Consider the following 16,844-nt stretch of genomic DNA (forward strand, 5'->3'; position numbering starts at 1 on the left):
CGCTTAAACGGACCTTCCGATGCCCCTGCCCGCTCCTTTCGAAGCTCTGCGACTGCCGGTGATCGCCGCTCCCATGTTCATCGTGTCGAATCCGGCGCTGGTGATCGCGCAAGTGCAAGCGGGCATCGTAGGCAGCTTTCCGGCGCTTAACGCACGACCGGCCAGCCAGCTGGATGAGTGGCTGCATGAGATCAGCGAGGGTACTGCTGGCTATGACGCGCCCTTTGCCGTCAACCTGATCGTGCACAAGACGAACACGCGGCTCGAGCAGGATCTTGAGACTTGTCGCAAGTGGCGCGTCCCGCTCATCATCACCTCTCTGGGCGCACGGTCGGACGTTAACGATGCGGTGCATGAATGGGGCGGTGTGGTTCTCCACGACGTGATTGACGACGCCTTCGCCCGCAAGGCAGTCGAGAAAGGCGCCGACGGACTGATCGCGGTAGCGGCTGGTGCCGGTGGCCATGCGGGGGCCCAATCGCCCTTCGCGCTGATGCAGGAAATCCGCAGCTGGTTCGATGGCTTGGTTGCGCTTTCAGGCGCTATCGCCTGCGGTCGATCGATCCTCGCCGCGCAGGCGCTGGGTGCAGACTTCGCTTATGTAGGAACACCTTGGATCGCCACGCCCGAGGCCAACGCCGCGGAAGGGTACAAGCAAGCGATCGTGGAAGGCCACGCCTCTGACATCGTCAACTCCAACCTCTTCACCGGTGTCCACGGCAATTACCTGCGCTCCTCCATCGCAGCCGCGGGCATGGACCCCGACAATCTTCCCCAGGGCGATCCCAGCATCATGAACTTCGGCTCCGGCGGAAACATGGATGCGAAAGCCTGGCGCGACATCTGGGGCGCAGGTCAGGGCATCGGAGCCATCCGCGCGGTCGAGCCGGTCAGCGCGCGGGTCGATACGATGGAGAAGCAGTACGAGGCCGCAGTTGCCGCTCTCGCCGCTCGAACGGGCGCGAGGCAGTAAGCTAAGCCCGCGAACGTTAGCCGGCGGGCCAGACCAGAACGCGCGTTCCAAGCTGGGCCGGCTCCGCGCAGAATGGCACGTTCTGGATACGCAATTCCGTGAGCGCTTCGAGCGGGGCGGCTTGCGCGAGGTGCCCCACGACTTGCGCCACAATCCTCAGCGTGGCCTCTGGCGTACTTTGCTCCATTCCGGACACAATCGCCTCCTGCCCTGAAAAGTGCCCCAGGCCGCGGCTGATAACAGTCCCGTCAGCGTGGCACGAGAGCGCAGTGAGGCTTTGAGTTGGGAAAGCACCCCCTGCAAGCCAGGCGAGCACCGAGTGCGAAAAGGCACGCGGCTCGGTTGCGGCATGGGCGGGATGCCACAGCACCGCTCGCACCGGCAAGCCCACTGCAATTTCGGCTGCCAGTGCGAGAAGCGCTCGCACAACGGGAGATAACGCCATGCCCCCCGAAAGGTGATGGCCCGGGTAGAGGCGGACACCTTCAAGCAAGCGGAAGTCCGGCAGATCAGCGAAGCCATGGTGGTCAAGCGGTGAGTCAACGGCCTCTCCGCGCGTAGGCGCCAGACCATCCATGTCGAACGCCAACCCGCCTGCGACGATCTCGACAGCGCCAGCTGCCGGATCGGTGCGCGTGATTGTCGCGTAAGTCTGGCAGGCATCCAACATGGCAGTCATCGCTGAAACGTCGGGCCGCTCACCTGGAGCGAAGAGCAACGACAGACCAGCGCGCGAGCGCTCCACACTGGTGATGTTCATCCGTGCTCCAGCCATGATTGCCTCTTCAGCACCATGCACTGCCGGTATGCTGGCGTCACCCTTCAAAATATTCCCATACGCAGACCTTCGCCCATCGCGGCTCCCAGTTCGCGGCAGGCGGCTGCGTCTGCCTCCCTCAGGCGCTTCGGCGCCAGGATGGCTTCGGGGGTCTGCGCCTCAAAGTTGGCGATCAGCGGCTCTGCGACTCGCCTCAAGCGCCAGCCGGTGACGATCCGGTCGATCTGCGCCTGTGCACCGCGCCCATCTGATCCAGCGGCGATGGCGGTTGCGTAGGGACGACCTTCGACGCGGCTGAGCAACGGGTAATAGCAGCGGTCGAACATCTCTTTCATCATGCCTGAGGTCGAACCGAGGTTTTCGGGACAGACAAAGATGTAGCCCCTCGCCGCAAGCAAGTCCTCCGGTGCGGTGTCCTGGGCGGGCAGCAGCCGGCAGTCTCCGTCTGCCCCGTCGAACACGGCCGCAGCCATCGCAGCCGCAGCGCAGGTCCGGCTATGCCAGATGACAGCGAGCATTGGTGATGTGCGCCTTTCTTCATGCATGCGCCCTCACCCTACACCAGTTTGCCGGCGACGCATCAGTCCGTCGAGCGCGGATGTGCAGCGGACTTTGCGCCTTGGGCTCTGTGGGTTAGATGCCCCTCATGACATCATCGCTGTCTCTTCCCGTCTTCGGAATCGAACGCTCGCTGTCCGGCAAGGCCTGGCGCTGGCGCGGCGGCAACATGGATCTCAGCACCGGCCCTCATGGGCTTGAGGATGACATCGTGACTCAACTGCTCCTTTCGCGCGGGGTGGCGCGAGAAGATCTGGAGCGCAACCGCAAGCCCTCGCTTCGCGCATTCCTGCCTGATCCATCGGAGTTTAGCGACATGGACGCCGCGGCCGAGCGGCTTGCGCAAGCGGTCATGACGAATGAGACCGTCACCATTTACGGGGACTACGACGTCGATGGCGCGACCAGCGCCGCATTGCTCATCCGGGTGCTGAGGGCGCTCGGTCACGATGCGCGCTACTACATCCCGGACCGCCTGCTCGAAGGCTATGGTCCCTCGGGGGAAGCGCTGGTCCGGCTCGCCGAGGAAGGCTCGAGCTTGATCGTCACGGTCGACTGTGGCGCAATGGCTCACGAAGCACTGGCGATGGCGCACGAAGCCGGCGTGGACGTGATCGTCGTGGATCACCACAAGTGTGCCGCCGAGCTGCCTCGCGCGGCTGCGCTCGTCAATCCGAACCGCTTGGACGAAGGCATGATCGCTGCCGCCCACGGCCATCTCGCCGCGGTAGGCGTGGCGTTTCTGCTCGCGGTCGCGACCGTACGCGCGCTGCGGCGGCGGGGCTGGTTCGAAGCCCGGCGTGAACCGGACCTGTTCGCTCTTCTCGACCTTGTCGCACTTGGGACCGTGGCCGACGTGGCGGCCCTTCATGGTCTCAACCGTGCAATGGTGGCGCAGGGCCTGAAGGTCATGGCCCGACGTGAGAACATCGGCATGTCGGCCCTTATCGATGCAAGCCGGCTTTCGCGCGCTCCGACCTGCAGTGATCTCGGCTTTGCGCTTGGCCCCCGCATCAACGCCGGCGGGCGCGTTGGCGAATCGACACTGGGCGTCCGTCTGCTGACCACGCTGGATCCCGATGAGGCGCGTGAGATCGCCGCCCAGCTCTCCCGCTTGAACGACGAGCGCCGCGCCATCGAACAGGCCGTGCAAGAGGCAGCGGAAGAACAGATGCAGCGCCAGCACAATCGCTCGGTGCTGATCCTCGCCGGACGCGGCTGGCACCCTGGCGTGATCGGCATTGTCGCGGGCCGAATCAAGGAGAAGACGGGTAAGCCGGCGTTGGTGATCGCGCTGGACGCAGACGATAACGGCCACGGCAAAGGTTCAGGTCGCTCGATTGCGGGAGTCGACCTTGGCGCCGCGATTATCGCGGCACGGGAGGAAGGTCTGCTCATCGCTGGCGGAGGCCATGCCATGGCCGCAGGTCTTACGATCGCCCCCAATCGCGTTGAGATGCTTGGAGACTGGCTGGACGCCAAGCTGGGGCGTGACGTAACCGCCGCAACAAGTACTCGGTCGATGCTTCTCGACGTGGCGCTCGCTCCGGGAGGGATGACCCCTGATCTGGTGGCGACGCTCGATAGCGCCGGCCCCTTCGGCATGGGGTGGCCGGGTCCAAGAGTCGCTGTTGGTCCCGTCCGCCTGGTGAAGGCTGACCTGGTAGGTAATGACCACGTGCGCCTCATCGTCAGCGGCAACGATGGGGGGCGTTTCAAAGCCATCGCCTTCCGCGCCGCCGAGAGCGAGATGGGGCAGGCGCTGCTTCATGCATCTCAAGGCCGCCGGCTCTGGCTGGCAGGCCGCGCAAAGATCGACGACTGGGGCGCTCGGCCGCAAGCCGAACTGCTGCTTGACGATGCAGCGTGGGCCGACTGAGGAACTTCATGAGATGAGCGGCAGAAAGATGCTTGACCCCCCTGCCCACCTTGCCTAAAGGCGCGGGCCTGCCTTCGTCGCATCACGACAGATGGCCCCTTCGTCTAGCGGTTAGGACGCGGCCCTTTCACGGCTGAAACACGGGTTCGATTCCCGTAGGGGTCACCATATAGTGCTACTAGGCACAAAGCATGGCTATAACGGCCCCTTCGTCTAGCGGTTAGGACGCGGCCCTCTCACGGCTGAAACACGAGTTCGATTCTCGTAGGGGTCACCATGGTTCATCGCGAAGCCGATATGCGGCGCCCGATCAAAGTCTCTCTTCAAGTCTGATACTGAATGGTTGCCGTGCAGCCGGTCAGCTCTCCGCAGGCGATACGTCCCTTGGTGACGGTGACTGCGGCTCTCCTGTTACCCGCTCCACCGCAATGCCTGCGGTCAGGCCGTGAACAATTGTCGACAACAGAATGGTAAAGGCAATTGTTGCCCATAGCTCGGGCTCATCGATCAACTCGATGTGGTGACCCGCGTAGGCGAGGTAATAAACCGAACCGATGCCGCGCACGCCATAGAACGCTACCACCAGGCGCTGGCGAGTGGGCAGCGAAGTGGAAGCCAGCGAAGTCCACGCCACCAACGGCCGGATTACAAACACTAGACCAAGCGAGACGAGAGCGTGCCTGAGGTCGAGATGAGGCCATAGGATCGGGAACGCTGCGCCAAGCCCCACAAGCAAAATTGCAGTGAGCGCGTGCTCCAGAGACTCGGAGAAGTCATGGAGTCGATTGTGAAACTCGTTGTGCACCTCCGACCGGCGAAGCGTGAAGCCGGAGACGAAAGCCGCAATGAAGCCGTAACCCTCCAGTATTTCGGTAATGCCGTAGGCGAGCAGGACGCCCGCCAGCGCAATCACTCCGGATTGGGTCTTGCTTAAAGCGTTGTCCCGGGGCCAGTCGAACAGTGTTCGCCCCAGAAGCCAACCAACGCCGACGCCGGCAGCCGCGCCCATCGCGACCCTGTATATGACGTCCCGGGCGAGCCACTCGCCAATCAGGCCCAGGCTCACAGCTCCGGCGCCAGCAATAGCTACTCCCAAGTGCACGAAGGGAAAGGCGAGCCCGTCGTTTAGCCCGGCCTCAGCAGTCAGGATGTAGCGCACCGGGTGCTCGCCGCCTTCAGAGGGCGGACCGACTTGTACGTCGCCCGCCAGCACGGGGTCTGTGGGAGCGAGGATCGCCCCCAAGAGCAAGGCGCCAGCTATCGTCATCCCGGCCATCAAGGAGCCCAGCAGCGCAACCGCACCGATGCACAAGGGCATGGCGATGAGCAGCAAGCGCAGCGTGGGCATCCATTGCTCGCGCGGAGCCAGCCTGTCTATCCGCAGACCAGTGCCGAACAGGCCAACGATGACGCACATTTCGCTAACCAGTTCCCAGGCGCGCGGGGATTGGGTTGGGTCAAGCGCAGCGGGCATGCCCGGAATAAACGAAAACACGGCAAAGCCTGCCAAGATCAGCAGCGCGGACGCGGCAGGTTCTCGCCCTGAAAGGAAGCGGGGCATCCAGTAGGCCCCGATAATGGCCGCGCCGATCGCAGCGAGAAGGACGTGATAACTGTCAAAACCGTACATGATCAGGGGCTTCCTAGCAGGCGCTCAGAAGAAAGCCGGTCAATGCGGATTTGTTCGCGATCGCATCCAATAAGATGGCGCATAGCCGGACATCGGCCACCTGCAACAATCAAGAACGCCATTTGCACAAGCGCCCCGCATGCGAGGCACCGCCAAGCCTAAGACGCTCGCGCGGCTCTTGTGGCCAGACGCTATGGCCGCTTTCGACGCGAGCCTATGACCACCGCGCCGATAAGCAACGCGGCTCCGACCGGTGCCAAGCGCAAAGCCCAGTCGGCCCAGGGTTTGGCCGACACCGGCGGGGGCGTAGTAGGCGTGTTGGGCGTAGTAGCCGCAGCGACGCGGGACTGGTCTTGGGTTTCGGTGGAAACCGGAGCCTGCCCCGAAAGCGCGATGGCGAACAGCGGAAGAGCAAAAGCGACGGTTCGACGCATTAGCGCCTCCTTGCGGAATGGATTCAGTTTCTGCCGCCAACCGGGGCAGCCGGCATCAATGCTTACAGACAGGAACAGCGGTGAGGAAGAGGCTTCGCCCCTCAACCCAGTAGAGCATCGTAGGTCAGCCGCATCTGCCCCCACCAAGCAATTACCACGAATCGTGAGGGACGACGCCCATTACCTGATTAACGCTGCTGCTGACGCCTATGGTGCTCACGCCCTGATCCTCGACCCGCCCCGCCCCAACCGGGTCGCTCTTGTTCAGGGCCACGTCGCGGCGAGACGGCTCCCGAACCGCGTCTCCGCCCTTCACCGGCAGCAGAGGGCTGACCCTCCTGAAGGCGAACTCCAGGGCGTCCGCGAAAGTCTTCTTTCTCACGGTGCCGCGAGACGGCGGGGCGTCGATCGCCCCGGCCTTGCCATACTTGGCGATCGCGCCGGCCATACCCGCGGTGATCGGACCGCCGGATATGGGGCCGCGCCTGCCGGCTATAGTTTTGCCAGTAGCGACGCTGCCCATCATTCCACTGCGACCGACGGCCGCTGCGATCAAAGACGTAGATGCCGGTCCCGGGATAATAGAAGTCGTTATACCAGCCGCCTCGCGGATAGCCGTAGGGCTCAGCGTATGAGTAACCCGGGCCATAGCCATCGTAGTAGCCGGAAGCGTATCCGACGTTTCCGTATCCATAGTCAGCCATGCATCCACCCAAAGCCATGCTCATGCCCAGGGTCGCTACTGCGATCAGACCGTTTTTCAGCGAAGCCATTGCTTTTATCCTTGTTCCTGCCGCAAGACATGGCGCGAAGCCTTTGAACTTCCCCTGAACCCCTTGTGTCCGGATGCGATCGCCGCTGCCCCCGGCAGCATAGGTGGTGTGGCGGCAGATCCGGCGCTTTGACACGGTGCCTTCTGCCTTTCGCCAGAGTGTGCTAGAGGCGCCACAGATGCGGCTTATCAGGTCAGAAACACGGGATTTGATTTCTCACTCACAGTAGAGCCGTAGAACGTACCCTTTACCGCAATCCCCGCAGGTGCGGTCATACCACCATAGATTGAGACGAAAGAAACGATGGCAGGATATAAAGAGCCCGGCTTTGAGGCGCGCGTGAAGGCGGCCAACGAGGCTCGCGCAAAAGCGGTTGCACGGTTGAAGGAAAAACCACCGCTTCCCCCGGAAGTGCTGGCAGAGCGGGCGGCCAAGGCTGCCGAGCGAGAGAAGGCGGCTGCGGAGAAGCGTGAGGCCAAGATTGCGGCGCGCCAGGCTGAAATAGCCGCACGTGAAGCAAAGCTTGCAGAGGAAGCGCTCGCCAAGGCTGCTAAAGCAGAGCCTACGGAAGCGGAGCGCAAGGCCGCTCGTGATGCGCGCTATGCTGCGCGGAAGGCTCGTAAGAAGTAGAGTAGTCCGGCCCTAGATGGGCCGGAACGTCACGTATAAGCAGGAAGCTGCTGGAAGTCGCTCGGACCCGCTTGAACCTTTCAGTTGTTCAGGTCAGGCGGGTGTCGACTTCAGAACTTCCAACGCCGCGAGGACGTCGCTCGCAACGGCGACCATGTTGACCTTTCCATGCATCACCACATCTGCGACACCATCGGCTTCGTAGATCAGCCCGCGCAGGCCGTGCCGGTCGATGCTAGCGACGATGATTTGCGCAAGTTGTTCGGCGGTCAAAAGCTCTCTCTCAAACGATAAGCATAGCCCTTACCCGCCCTTAGTCGGCAAAGTCGACCTTCAAAGACGACGCCAGCTGACCGCCGTAGGAATGCGTTGGCAGCCCCGTCACACCTGGCCTGATTTCGTAAAGCGCACCGTCGAATTCGCTGTGCGCCAGCCCCGTGGCCGCGGTGGTCACGAACATACGGTCGAGTTGGGCACCAGCGAAGCAAATGTTGGTCACACGCTTGGCTGGCAAGGGCAGCGAACGATTCAAGGTCCCATCCGGCGTGAAGCGACTGATCCGGCCACCATCCCAGTGCGCAACCCAGAGATGACCTTCGGCGTCAGCCGTCATGCCGTCCGGATGCCCCTGATCCTCGGAGAACACGATGAAGGGCTGCTTGTTCACGATCCCGGCTTCGCCAAGCTCAAGACGGTAGATTGTGCGCAGCGCCGTGTCCGAGTGATAGAGCCAGCGTCCACAAGGGGAGAACGCCGGACCGTTCGGAACCATGTACCCGCTGTCGATCACCTTACAGGCGCCATCCCGATCAAGCCTGTAGAGGGAGCCACGGGCATGATCCTCAGCCATGTCCATCGTACCGCACCAGATCGCGCCGTGGCGATCAGCCTTACCATCATTCATGCGGTTGCCCGGAAAATGCGGCTCAGGATCGAAGAGCGGTGTCACGGCCAGCGGGTCGAGCTGTATGCGGCCAAACCCGCTTTGAAAGCCACCGATCAGATCGCCACACGCGTCTTGCACCACCCAGCCAACAGGCTCGGGCATGGACCACCTTTGAATCGACCCATCATCCAGCGCCATGCGATTCAGCGCCGCGGCCTTGATATCGACCCAGTAGATCGCGTTCTCACGCGCGTTCCAGGTGATCCCCTCCCCTAGTTCGTCGCGTACATCGCGCTCGATCTTGCGCCATTCATTCACCGCGCCCGTTCCCTTCCGCCTAGTGATTGTCGCGCGGCAGCCCTTTCGTCTGGGCAATGCGCTGATACTTCTCTGAACCCTCGAGAATGGCGCCGGTGTCCATTTGACCGACGAGGGCCCGCTGGATTTCCTGCCACGGCGTCTGGGAAGCCGGGTAAGGATATCCGCCCTTGGCCTCAAGTGCCGCACGCCGAGACGCGAGCTCTTCGCCTGAGATCAGGACATCGACGGTGCGCTTGCGCAAGTCGATGCGGACGCGATCACCCGTCTCAAGAAGCGCGAGCCCGCCCATGGCGGCCGCTTCCGGGCTGGCGTTGAGAATGGACGGGCTGCCCGACGTCCCCGACTGCCTACCGTCTCCGACACAAGGCAGCGCACTGACGCCTTCGGTAATGAGATACGCGGGCGGGCGCATGTTCACGACTTCCGCAGCGCCCGGATAGCCGATGGGTCCAGCCCCGCGCATGAACAGCAAAGTCCGGGACGTAATCCCTAACGATGGATCATCGATCCGGTGGTGATAGTCCTCCGGCCCGTCGAACACGATCGCAGGCCCTTCGAAAGCATCCGGATCGGCGGGGTTGGACAGATAGCGTTGGCGGAACTCTTCGGAGATCACGCTGGTTTTCATGATGGCCGCGTCGAAGAGGTTGCCTGAGAGTACGAGGAACCCGGCCTCTTCCACGATCGGTTGATCGAACGGCTTGATCACCCGTTCGTCCTCGATCGTAGCATCGCGGCAGTTATCGCCGATTGTCCTGCCGTTGACCGTCATCGCGTCTTCGCGGATGAGACCTTGTGCGATCAATTGCCCGACGACGGCAGGGACGCCGCCCGCGCGGTAGTAGTCCTCGCCCAAGTACTCACCGGCTGGCTGCAGATTGACGAGGAGCGGCACCTGGTGCCCGAGCCTCTCCCACTCCTTCAGCGGCAGATCGACTCCGATATGACGCGCAAGGGCGGCCAGGTGGATCGGTGCGTTGGTGGAACCACCGATGGCCGAGTTGACCACGATGGCGTTGCGAAACGCGTCAAGTGTCATAACGTCGGAAGGTTTGAGGTCTTCGTGTACCATCTCGACGATGCGTTTGCCGGTGTGATACGCGCTTTCCTGCCGATCGCGGTAAGGCGCGGGAATGGCGGCAGACCCGGGGAGCATCATGCCCAACGCTTCTGCCAGCGAGTTCATCGTGCTGGCAGTCCCCATCGTGTTGCAATAACCCGTCGATGGCGCGGATGAGGCGACGAGCTTGATGAAGCCTTCATCGTCGATCTCGCCAGCAGCTAGCAGTTGCCGCCCTTTCCACACGATCGTACCAGAGCCGGTGCGCTCGCCCTTGTGCCAGCCGTTGAGCATAGGGCCGACCGAAAGTGCGATGGCAGGAAGATTCACTGTGGCCGCCGCCATCAGGCAAGCAGGCGTGGTCTTGTCGCATCCAGTGGTGAGCACGACCCCGTCCAGGGGATAGCCGTAGAGCGCCTCTACCAACCCCAAGTACGCAAGGTTACGATCCAGCCCGGCGGTAGGCCGTTTGCCGGTCTCCTGGATGGGATGGACCGGAAACTCCAGCGCGATGCCCCCCGCCTCGCGAATGCCCTCGCGGATCCGTTCCGCTAGAACAAGGTGGTGGCGGTTGCAGGGAGACAGATCGCTGCCGGTCTGGGCGATGCCGATGATCGGCTTGCCCGAACGCAACTCCTCCAGACTCAAGCCGAAGTTCAGGTACCGCTCCAGGTAGAGCGATGTCATGTCGACGTTCTCGGGATTGTCGAACCAGGCGCGTGAGCGCAACTTGGGTGCGGAGGTGTTGGTCATGATACTCGTTTTCGATCAGCGCGAGACGGAAAGGCGGTAGATCATCGCATGCCGATAAGGCTTGCCAGGATCGACGCGGGCGGAGACGAACCCAGGTTGGTTCGGTGCATCGGGAAACTTCTGAGGTTCGAGCGCAATCCCGTCACCCATGCGGTAGAGGGTGCCACCCTTGCCCACCAAGGTGCCATCGAGGAAGTTGCCCGAATAGAACTGCACGCCCGGTTCTGTGGTGAGCACGTCGAGCACGCGACCGGACTTGGGATCCTCCAGCCGGGCGGCCAGTTGCGGCGTCTTCGTCACGCCCTTGTCGAGCGCGAAGTTGTGATCGTAGCCCCGCCCATAGACGATCTGCTGGTTTTTGCCGTTTCGCACCCCATCGGCAACGCGGCGCGGCTTGCGAAAATCGAACACGCTGCCTTCGACCGGACGCAGCTCGCCCGTAGGAATGAGCGCCTTGTTTACCGGTGTGAAGCGGCTGGCGGGAATTGTGAGCATCTGCCCCAGCGCCCCGTCACTCGACCCTTCACCAGCCATGTTGAAAATGGCGTGGTTCGTCATGTTGACGATGGTCGGCTTGTCCGTCTTGGCCTCGAAAACGATGCCAAGATTACCCGTCTCGTCGAGCGAATATGTAACGGTCGCGTCGACCTTTCCAGGATAGCCCGAATCGCCATCAGGACTAGTGTGCGTCAGCACCACACGGGCCACTGGACCAGACTCAACGGACTTAAGTTTCCAGAGAGCTTTGTCGAAGCCTTTGCCGCCACCGTGCAGGCTGTTGGTTTCGTCATTAAGCGGGAGCTGATACGTTTTGCCATCAAGCACGAACTTGCCACCCGCAATGCGGTTGGCATACCGGCCCACAGTGACGCCAAAATAGTTGGGATGCTCGACGTAATCCTTCAGTTCGTCGTAACCGAGGACGACATCGGCCACTTCGCCGTCCCGTCCCGGCGCCAGCAATTTCTGCAGCGTCGCACCATAGTTGAGGATGATCGCCGAAACGCCGTTTTCCGCTCGAAGCGTAACCGCGCTCACCGCCGTTCCATCAGGGAGTGTGCCAACCGACGCTTGCGTGGCATCGGCGGCAAAGGCCGGCGCAGTACAAGCGCAGGCGATTGCGAAAGTGGATGCGACAAGCGCTTTCCCCAGTATCCTCATTCCCGGTGTTCCCTTTTGAAATTGTATAGCCGAGAGTGCCCCATTGACGAGGCTCTGCCGCATATATAGTCCGACAAATGAAAAGAGCGCAAGCCGGTTTGCCGAAGCTGTTCCGGCTTCATATTCGAGAGGATAGACATGCCCCCAGTGGTCTCTTCCGCCAACGCAGGTCACACGCATGCTTCCGGCGTCCGCTACGGCCCTGCGCTTACGCTGCTGGCCAGCCTGTTCTTCATGTGGGGCTTCATCACGGTCATCAACAACACGCTGCTGCCGCATCTGCGCAGCGTGTTCGATCTGAGCTATACGCAGACCACACTGATCGAATCTGTGTGGTTCATCGCGTACTTCTTCGCCTCCATCCCGTCGGCCAAGCTTATTGAACGCATCGGCTATCAGAAGTCTCTGGTCACCGGCTTGCTGATCATGGCCGTGGGTGCATTGGGGATGATGTTGGCAGCGAGCATCCCCTCGTATGGCGTGACCCTTGTCATGCTGTTCGTGATCGCCAGCGGCATCACTCTGCTGCAAGTCGCTGCCAATCCTTATGTCGTCGTCGTCGGCAGCCCTGAAACGGCGTCATCGCGACTTAACCTCGTTCAGGCCATGAACTCCGCCGGAACCATGCTGGCCCCTCTCTTCGGAGCCTACCTGATCCTGGGCCGAAGCAAAGGCGGCACCTCGGCCACTGGCACCGTGCTTACCGAAGCCGAGCGCCTGGCAGATGCGCAATCCGTGATACTGCCTTACGGCCTCGTGGCTGCAGCACTCATCGTGCTGGCGGTGATCATCGCTCGCTTTCCTTTGCCGGCAATGGGCTCCAGCAATTCACGGGTCGCGAAGGAAGAGCGCAAACAGCTGTCCTTGTGGAAGCACCGCAACCTGGTGTTCGGCATCCCGGCGATCTTCATTTACCTGATCGCAGAAATCGGCGTCGCAAACCTGTTCGTGAACTTCGTGAGCCAGCCGGAGATCGCCAACCTCACGTACGAACAAGCCGGGCGCTACCTGACGATTCTGTGGGGTGGCATGATGGTTGGGCGCTTCGCGGGCTCTGCGATCATGCAGCGCTTCGATGCCGCCAAAGTGCTAGCTGTGTTTTCCGTCGGCGCTTTTGTAGTGATGATGATAACCGTGGTCGCCAGTGGGCCGATCGCAATGTGGTCTCTGATACTGGTGGGTCTGTTCCACTCGATCATGTTCCCCACGATCTTCACGCTTGGCATCAAGGGACTGGGTCCGCTCACAGAGGAAGGGTCCGGCCTCCTCGTGATGGCGATCGCCGGCGGCGCTCTGGTGATCGTGCAGGGGTGGATCGCGGACCACTATGGCCTGCAGAACTCCTTCCTGCTGACGGCGGCCTGCGAACTTTACGTGCTGTTCTACGCGCTGTGGGGAAGCAGACCCACCAACGCCGTTCCGGACCGGCAAGCCGCTCCGTTGCCCGAAGCGGCGACGGGAGAAGCGGTTTCCCACTGACATCCCGCGACGGGTCGCACGGAAGAGCCCCGGTGTAGCCACCGGGGCTTTTTTTCGCCTGTTACCTGCTGGCCTCAGCTCTCCATCGAGCTGCGGGTGTCTTCAAGCGCAAGGTCGACCAGAACGTTCATCGCTTCGGCAGCCGCATTGGAGTCACCCGCGGCAATGGCGTCATAGACACGTACGTGGTCGGGAATGGGATTACGCGGAAGCGCACGGGAGCGCTGCTTGAACTGGGTCGTCCAGTTAACCGCGGCGCCGATGCTCGCGCTCAGCACCTTCAGCGCGTCATTCTGCGTGGCTTGCAGGATCACGTTATGAAAGTCGCGATCGGCGGCACGACCGGCCTCGGTCGTGAGCGTGTGCCGCCGCATGGCCGCCAGCGCGTCCTTCATGGCCTTAAGGTCTGCTTTATCGCGCCGCGCGGCCGCGAGCCGTGCGGCAGCAGGTTCCACGATGGCACGCAGTTCGAACAAGCTGCGCACGAATTCGACATCCGGCTCCCCGGCGAACGCCCATCCCAGAACATCGGGATCAAGCAAGTTCCAGCGATCGCGCGGCAACACTCGTGTTCCGGCCTTCGGGCGACTTGCCACCAGCCCCTTCGCGGTGAGCACCTGGATCGCCTCGCGGTACGCGCTGCGCGAGACTTTCAATTCCTCCGCAACAGCAATTTCGCCGCCAAGGATGTCGCCTGGGACATACTTCCCCGACAAAATGTCAGTGCCCAGTTTGTGGGCTATCGCTCCGTGCAGCCGCCGGCCGGGGCCGCGCACCTTGTCATCCGGTCTGGGTTGTTCCTCTTCGTTCGCCAATTCGCGGCCCACCTTAGTTTTTCACGTCTCCCGACCAGCCTAACAGCCCGCGAAGCCCGACGGAACGACAAAACGTTGCGTTTCGTTCAGCAACGGAATATGTCGGAGTAAATCGGGAGATAGAAATGACGGAATTCACCTCCATCAACGCCGCCACCGGCGAGCCGCACGGCGACCCCCACCCTATTAACAACCTCGAAGATGTCGCCGCAGCGTGCGCCGCTGCCGATGCGGCCTTCGACACTTACCGCGCAACCAGCCGCGAAGACCGTGCCGCCTTCCTCGAATGTATCGGGGAAGAAATTATGGCTCTTGGCGATTCGCTGGTCGAAGCAGCATCTCTGGAAAGCGGACTGCCGCGCGCTCGCATCGAGAATGAACGCGGTCGCACCGTGACCCAGCTGCGTCTCTTTGCGGAGGTGGTTCGCACAGGCTTATGGCAACAGCTGCGGATCGATCCCGCCATGCCTGAGCGCCAGCCCCTTCCGCGACCGGACTTGCGCCTGCGTATGATCCCGGTCGGTCCGGTCGCTGTGTTCGGCGCCTCGAACTTTCCGCTCGCCTTCTCGACCGCTGGCGGCGACACCGCTTCTGCGTTGGCGGCCGGATGCCCGGTCGTCATAAAGGGCCACCCTGCACACCCGCTGACGGGTTCGCTCGTCGCGCAAGCAATAACCAAGGCAGTCAACGCTTGCGGCTTGCCGGCTGGCGTGTTCCAGCACCTCGTTGGCCCATCCAACGAACTTGGTGCCGCCCTGGTTCAGGATTCCCGCATCATGGCGGTGGGCTTCACCGGGTCGCGCGCGGGCGGCCTCGCTCTTGCCAAGCTGGCGCAGGCCCGTGAGGTGCCGATTCCGGTCTACGCGGAAATGTCGAGCATCAATCCGGTGCTGCTTCTGCCCTCAGCGTTGAAGTCGCGCGGGGCTGATCTCGGCACCGCCTTTGTCGGCTCGTTGACGATGGGCGCTGGTCAGTTCTGCACCAACCCTGGTCTGGTTCTCGCGATCGAGGGCGAAGGACTGGACGCGTTCGTCGAGGCCGCGACACGTTCCGTGTCACAGTCGCAACCGCAAGTCATGCTGACGAAGGCCATTTGCGCATCCTATGCGAAAGGCGTCGAAGCCCTCTCGAGCCTGCCAGGGGTCGAGAAGCTGGCGGTCGGAACCGTCAGCGACGACACACGCGGCGCGACGGCCCTTTTCCAGACGACCGCTTCTGCATTCCTCGCCAACAAGGCGGCGGCGGAAGAAGTCTTTGGCGCATCTTCGATTGTCGTGCGTTGCAAGGACGAAGGTGAACTGAAGAGCGTGCTGGAAGCGCTGGAAGGCCAGCTTACCGCGACGCTGCACATGGACGAGGCTGACGAAGGCATCGCTGCACGCCTGCTGCCGGTGCTGGAGCGTAAAGTCGGTCGGATTCTCGCCAACGGCTGGCCCACCGGCGTCGAGGTGAGCCACGCCATGGTGCACGGGGGACCCTTCCCCGCCACCTCCGATCCGGGCATGACCTCGGTTGGCACGCTGGCGATCGATCGCTTCCTGCGCCCCGTCTCGTACCAGAGCCTCGCGCCGTCGATACTTCCTCCTGAACTGCGTCAGGAGGCCCTGAACGACGGCGTGCCCAAGCTGATCGACGGCACTCTGAAGCTCAACTGAGAACAAGCACAACCCCGCGGCGCCGCTATTTGCCCAGCGCGCCGCGGTAGGGAGAGACAATCATGAACCACCTTCGTTTGCTGCAGCGTCGCGGCGCCGACGGCGCACGCTCTGTCATTCTGGCCGATGGCGACGCCGCTCACTTGCTGCAGGGTGTGTCCAGCATTCGCGAATTGGCGCTGCGCGCTGTCGCCGCCGGGCACTCGCTTGCTGACGAAGCGCAAGCCTGCGGCACGGGCGAGACCGTCGATATCACTGCGGAGCTCGAGGCGGGGCGCCTCATTGCTCCGATCGATCACGATGACCCAGCGCATTTGCTCCTGACCGGCACGGGCCTTACCCATCTTGGCTCCGCCGCAGGCCGCGACAAGATGCACAAGGCTGCCGCATCGGGTGAGCACGTCACTGACTCGATGCGAATGTTCCTTGAAGGCCTGGAAGGCGGCAAGCCTGCCCCCGGCAGCGAAGGGCAACAGCCCGAGTGGTTCTACAAAGGCGACGGCACGCAGATCGTCGGACCACGCGACGCCCTGCAGATGCCCTTCTTCGCCAAGGACGGCGGCGAAGAGCCGGAACTCGCCGGCATCTACATCATCGGTGAGGATGGCACTGCGTACCGCCTTGGCTTTGCGCTGGCCAACGAGTTTTCCGACCACGTCACCGAGCGTCACAACTACCTGTGGCTCGCGCACTCCAAGTTGCGCCAGGCGGCTCTCGGCCCGGAACTGCTGATCGGGGAGTTGCCTGATCGGGTCGAAGGTACCAGCCGCATCCTCCGCAATGGCGAGGTCCTCTGGGAGAAGCCCTTCCTCTCGGGAGAGGCGAACATGTCCCACTCGATAGCCAATCTAGAGCAGCATCACTTCAAGTATGACCTGTTCTGCAGGCCCGGCGACGTCCACGTGCATTTCTACGGCACCGCCACCCTCTCCTTCAGCGACGGCATAACGACGCAGGAAGGCGACGTGTTCGAGATCGCGGCCCCTCCGTTTGCGCTGGCGCTCGCCAACCCGCTTTCGCGCGCGCCGCAGCGAGCGGTTGCGGTCAAGGCGCTCTGAG

General features: G+C 62.5%; 16 protein-coding genes and 2 tRNA genes. 8 read left to right on the forward strand and 10 right to left on the reverse strand.

What is annotated here, in order from left to right; all coding sequences use genetic code 11:
• Positions 1-19: 19 nt before the first annotated feature.
• Positions 20-973, forward strand: coding sequence for an NAD(P)H-dependent flavin oxidoreductase (locus ABVV53_RS12555; RefSeq protein ID WP_353984770.1), 954 nt, complete (start codon positions 20-22; stop codon positions 971-973).
• Between the two features lie 16 nt (positions 974-989).
• Here ABVV53_RS12555 and ABVV53_RS12560 read toward each other — a convergent pair whose 3' ends face one another.
• Together ABVV53_RS12560 and ABVV53_RS12565 are read right to left on the reverse strand one after the other, a co-directional pair.
• Complete coding sequence (locus ABVV53_RS12560) at positions 990-1,748, reverse strand: hypothetical protein (RefSeq protein WP_353984771.1); 759 nt, start codon at positions 1,746-1,748, stop codon at positions 990-992.
• A gap of 47 nt (positions 1,749-1,795) precedes the next feature.
• Positions 1,796-2,269 carry a flavodoxin family protein gene (locus ABVV53_RS12565; RefSeq protein WP_353984772.1) on the reverse strand — a complete coding sequence of 158 codons (474 nt, stop codon included), beginning with the start codon at positions 2,267-2,269 and terminating at the stop codon, positions 1,796-1,798.
• Between the two features lie 128 nt (positions 2,270-2,397).
• On the opposite strand from ABVV53_RS12565, the gene recJ reads away from it, so the two are divergent.
• The 3 genes from recJ to ABVV53_RS12580 all read left to right on the forward strand — a co-directional run bounded on the left by recJ (position 2,398) and on the right by ABVV53_RS12580 (position 4,465).
• Positions 2,398-4,188 carry a single-stranded-DNA-specific exonuclease RecJ gene (gene recJ, locus ABVV53_RS12570; RefSeq protein WP_353984773.1) on the forward strand — a complete coding sequence of 597 codons (1,791 nt, stop codon included), beginning with the start codon at positions 2,398-2,400 and terminating at the stop codon, positions 4,186-4,188.
• A gap of 93 nt (positions 4,189-4,281) precedes the next feature.
• Positions 4,282-4,356 (forward strand) — tRNA-Glu (locus ABVV53_RS12575).
• A gap of 34 nt (positions 4,357-4,390) precedes the next feature.
• Positions 4,391-4,465 (forward strand) — tRNA-Glu (locus ABVV53_RS12580).
• Positions 4,466-4,546: 81 nt separating this feature from the next.
• On the opposite strand, the gene ABVV53_RS12585 is transcribed toward ABVV53_RS12580, so the two are convergent.
• The 3 genes from ABVV53_RS12585 to ABVV53_RS12595 form a co-directional block, all read right to left on the reverse strand.
• Positions 4,547-5,818 (reverse strand): cation:proton antiporter, encoded by a 1,272-nt coding sequence (locus ABVV53_RS12585; protein WP_353984774.1) that lies wholly within the window; start codon positions 5,816-5,818, stop codon positions 4,547-4,549.
• A 191-nt stretch (positions 5,819-6,009) separates the two neighbouring features.
• A complete protein-coding gene (locus ABVV53_RS12590; RefSeq protein ID WP_353984775.1) occupies positions 6,010-6,252 on the reverse strand; it encodes a hypothetical protein in 243 nt (80 codons plus the stop codon).
• A gap of 151 nt (positions 6,253-6,403) precedes the next feature.
• Positions 6,404-6,808 (reverse strand): hypothetical protein, encoded by a 405-nt coding sequence (locus ABVV53_RS12595; protein WP_353984776.1) that lies wholly within the window; start codon positions 6,806-6,808, stop codon positions 6,404-6,406.
• Positions 6,809-7,328: 520 nt separating this feature from the next.
• On the opposite strand from ABVV53_RS12595, the gene ABVV53_RS12600 reads away from it, so the two are divergent.
• Entirely contained in the window at positions 7,329-7,655 is a 327-nt protein-coding gene (locus tag ABVV53_RS12600; RefSeq protein ID WP_353984777.1) for a DUF6481 family protein, read from the forward strand.
• Positions 7,656-7,748: 93 nt separating this feature from the next.
• On the opposite strand, the gene ABVV53_RS12605 is transcribed toward ABVV53_RS12600, so the two are convergent.
• From ABVV53_RS12605 to ABVV53_RS12620, 4 genes are read right to left on the reverse strand one after another with little or no spacing between them, the layout of a single operon-like run.
• A complete protein-coding gene (locus ABVV53_RS12605) occupies positions 7,749-7,928 on the reverse strand; it encodes a hypothetical protein (RefSeq protein ID WP_353984778.1) in 180 nt (59 codons plus the stop codon).
• Between the two features lie 40 nt (positions 7,929-7,968).
• On the reverse strand, positions 7,969-8,859 hold the full coding sequence (locus ABVV53_RS12610; protein ID WP_353984779.1) for an SMP-30/gluconolactonase/LRE family protein: 891 nt from the start codon (positions 8,857-8,859) through the stop codon (positions 7,969-7,971).
• A gap of 19 nt (positions 8,860-8,878) precedes the next feature.
• Positions 8,879-10,675 (reverse strand): IlvD/Edd family dehydratase, encoded by a 1,797-nt coding sequence (locus ABVV53_RS12615; protein WP_353984780.1) that lies wholly within the window; start codon positions 10,673-10,675, stop codon positions 8,879-8,881.
• Positions 10,676-10,690: 15 nt separating this feature from the next.
• Positions 10,691-11,836 (reverse strand): aldose epimerase family protein, encoded by a 1,146-nt coding sequence (locus ABVV53_RS12620; protein ID WP_353984781.1) that lies wholly within the window; start codon positions 11,834-11,836, stop codon positions 10,691-10,693.
• A 138-nt stretch (positions 11,837-11,974) separates the two neighbouring features.
• Between ABVV53_RS12620 and ABVV53_RS12625 the strand changes: the two genes are divergently transcribed.
• Entirely contained in the window at positions 11,975-13,315 is a 1,341-nt protein-coding gene (locus ABVV53_RS12625) for a sugar MFS transporter (RefSeq protein WP_353984782.1), read from the forward strand.
• A 74-nt stretch (positions 13,316-13,389) separates the two neighbouring features.
• Here the strand turns inward: ABVV53_RS12625 and ABVV53_RS12630 are convergent, their stop codons facing one another.
• Positions 13,390-14,142, reverse strand: coding sequence for a FadR/GntR family transcriptional regulator (locus ABVV53_RS12630; RefSeq protein ID WP_353984783.1), 753 nt, complete (start codon positions 14,140-14,142; stop codon positions 13,390-13,392).
• 113 nt (positions 14,143-14,255) lie between these two features.
• Between ABVV53_RS12630 and ABVV53_RS12635 the strand changes: the two genes are divergently transcribed.
• Positions 14,256-15,785, forward strand: a complete 1,530-nt coding sequence (locus tag ABVV53_RS12635) for an aldehyde dehydrogenase (NADP(+)) (protein ID WP_353984784.1) — start codon at positions 14,256-14,258, stop codon at positions 15,783-15,785.
• A 62-nt stretch (positions 15,786-15,847) separates the two neighbouring features.
• Complete coding sequence (gene araD1 / locus ABVV53_RS12640; RefSeq protein ID WP_353984785.1) at positions 15,848-16,843, forward strand: AraD1 family protein; 996 nt, start codon at positions 15,848-15,850, stop codon at positions 16,841-16,843.
• Position 16,844 lies beyond the last annotated feature (1 nt).

The sequence above is a fragment of the Novosphingobium kalidii genome (assembly GCF_040534015.1).
Lineage (GTDB): Bacteria > Pseudomonadota > Alphaproteobacteria > Sphingomonadales > Sphingomonadaceae > Novosphingobium > Novosphingobium kalidii.

Excerpts from the sequence above, each read along its gene's own strand:
- ABVV53_RS12600 (WP_353984777.1), top strand. The coding sequence starts at position 7,329 with ATGGCAGGATATAAAGAGCCCGGCTTTGAGGCGCGCGTGAAGGCGGCC.
- ABVV53_RS12560 (WP_353984771.1), bottom strand. The coding sequence starts at position 1,748 with ATGGCTGGAGCACGGATGAACATCACCAGTGTGGAGCGCTCGCGCGCT.
- ABVV53_RS12590 (WP_353984775.1), bottom strand. The coding sequence starts at position 6,252 with ATGCGTCGAACCGTCGCTTTTGCTCTTCCGCTGTTCGCCATCGCGCTT.
- ABVV53_RS12555 (WP_353984770.1), top strand. The coding sequence starts at position 20 with ATGCCCCTGCCCGCTCCTTTCGAAGCTCTGCGACTGCCGGTGATCGCC.
- recJ (WP_353984773.1), top strand. The coding sequence starts at position 2,398 with ATGACATCATCGCTGTCTCTTCCCGTCTTCGGAATCGAACGCTCGCTG.
- ABVV53_RS12620 (WP_353984781.1), bottom strand. The coding sequence starts at position 11,836 with ATGAGGATACTGGGGAAAGCGCTTGTCGCATCCACTTTCGCAATCGCC.
- ABVV53_RS12585 (WP_353984774.1), bottom strand. The coding sequence starts at position 5,818 with ATGTACGGTTTTGACAGTTATCACGTCCTTCTCGCTGCGATCGGCGCG.
- ABVV53_RS12625 (WP_353984782.1), top strand. The coding sequence starts at position 11,975 with ATGCCCCCAGTGGTCTCTTCCGCCAACGCAGGTCACACGCATGCTTCC.
- araD1 (WP_353984785.1), top strand. The coding sequence starts at position 15,848 with ATGAACCACCTTCGTTTGCTGCAGCGTCGCGGCGCCGACGGCGCACGC.
- ABVV53_RS12565 (WP_353984772.1), bottom strand. The coding sequence starts at position 2,269 with ATGCTCGCTGTCATCTGGCATAGCCGGACCTGCGCTGCGGCTGCGATG.
- ABVV53_RS12615 (WP_353984780.1), bottom strand. The coding sequence starts at position 10,675 with ATGACCAACACCTCCGCACCCAAGTTGCGCTCACGCGCCTGGTTCGAC.
- ABVV53_RS12635 (WP_353984784.1), top strand. The coding sequence starts at position 14,256 with ATGACGGAATTCACCTCCATCAACGCCGCCACCGGCGAGCCGCACGGC.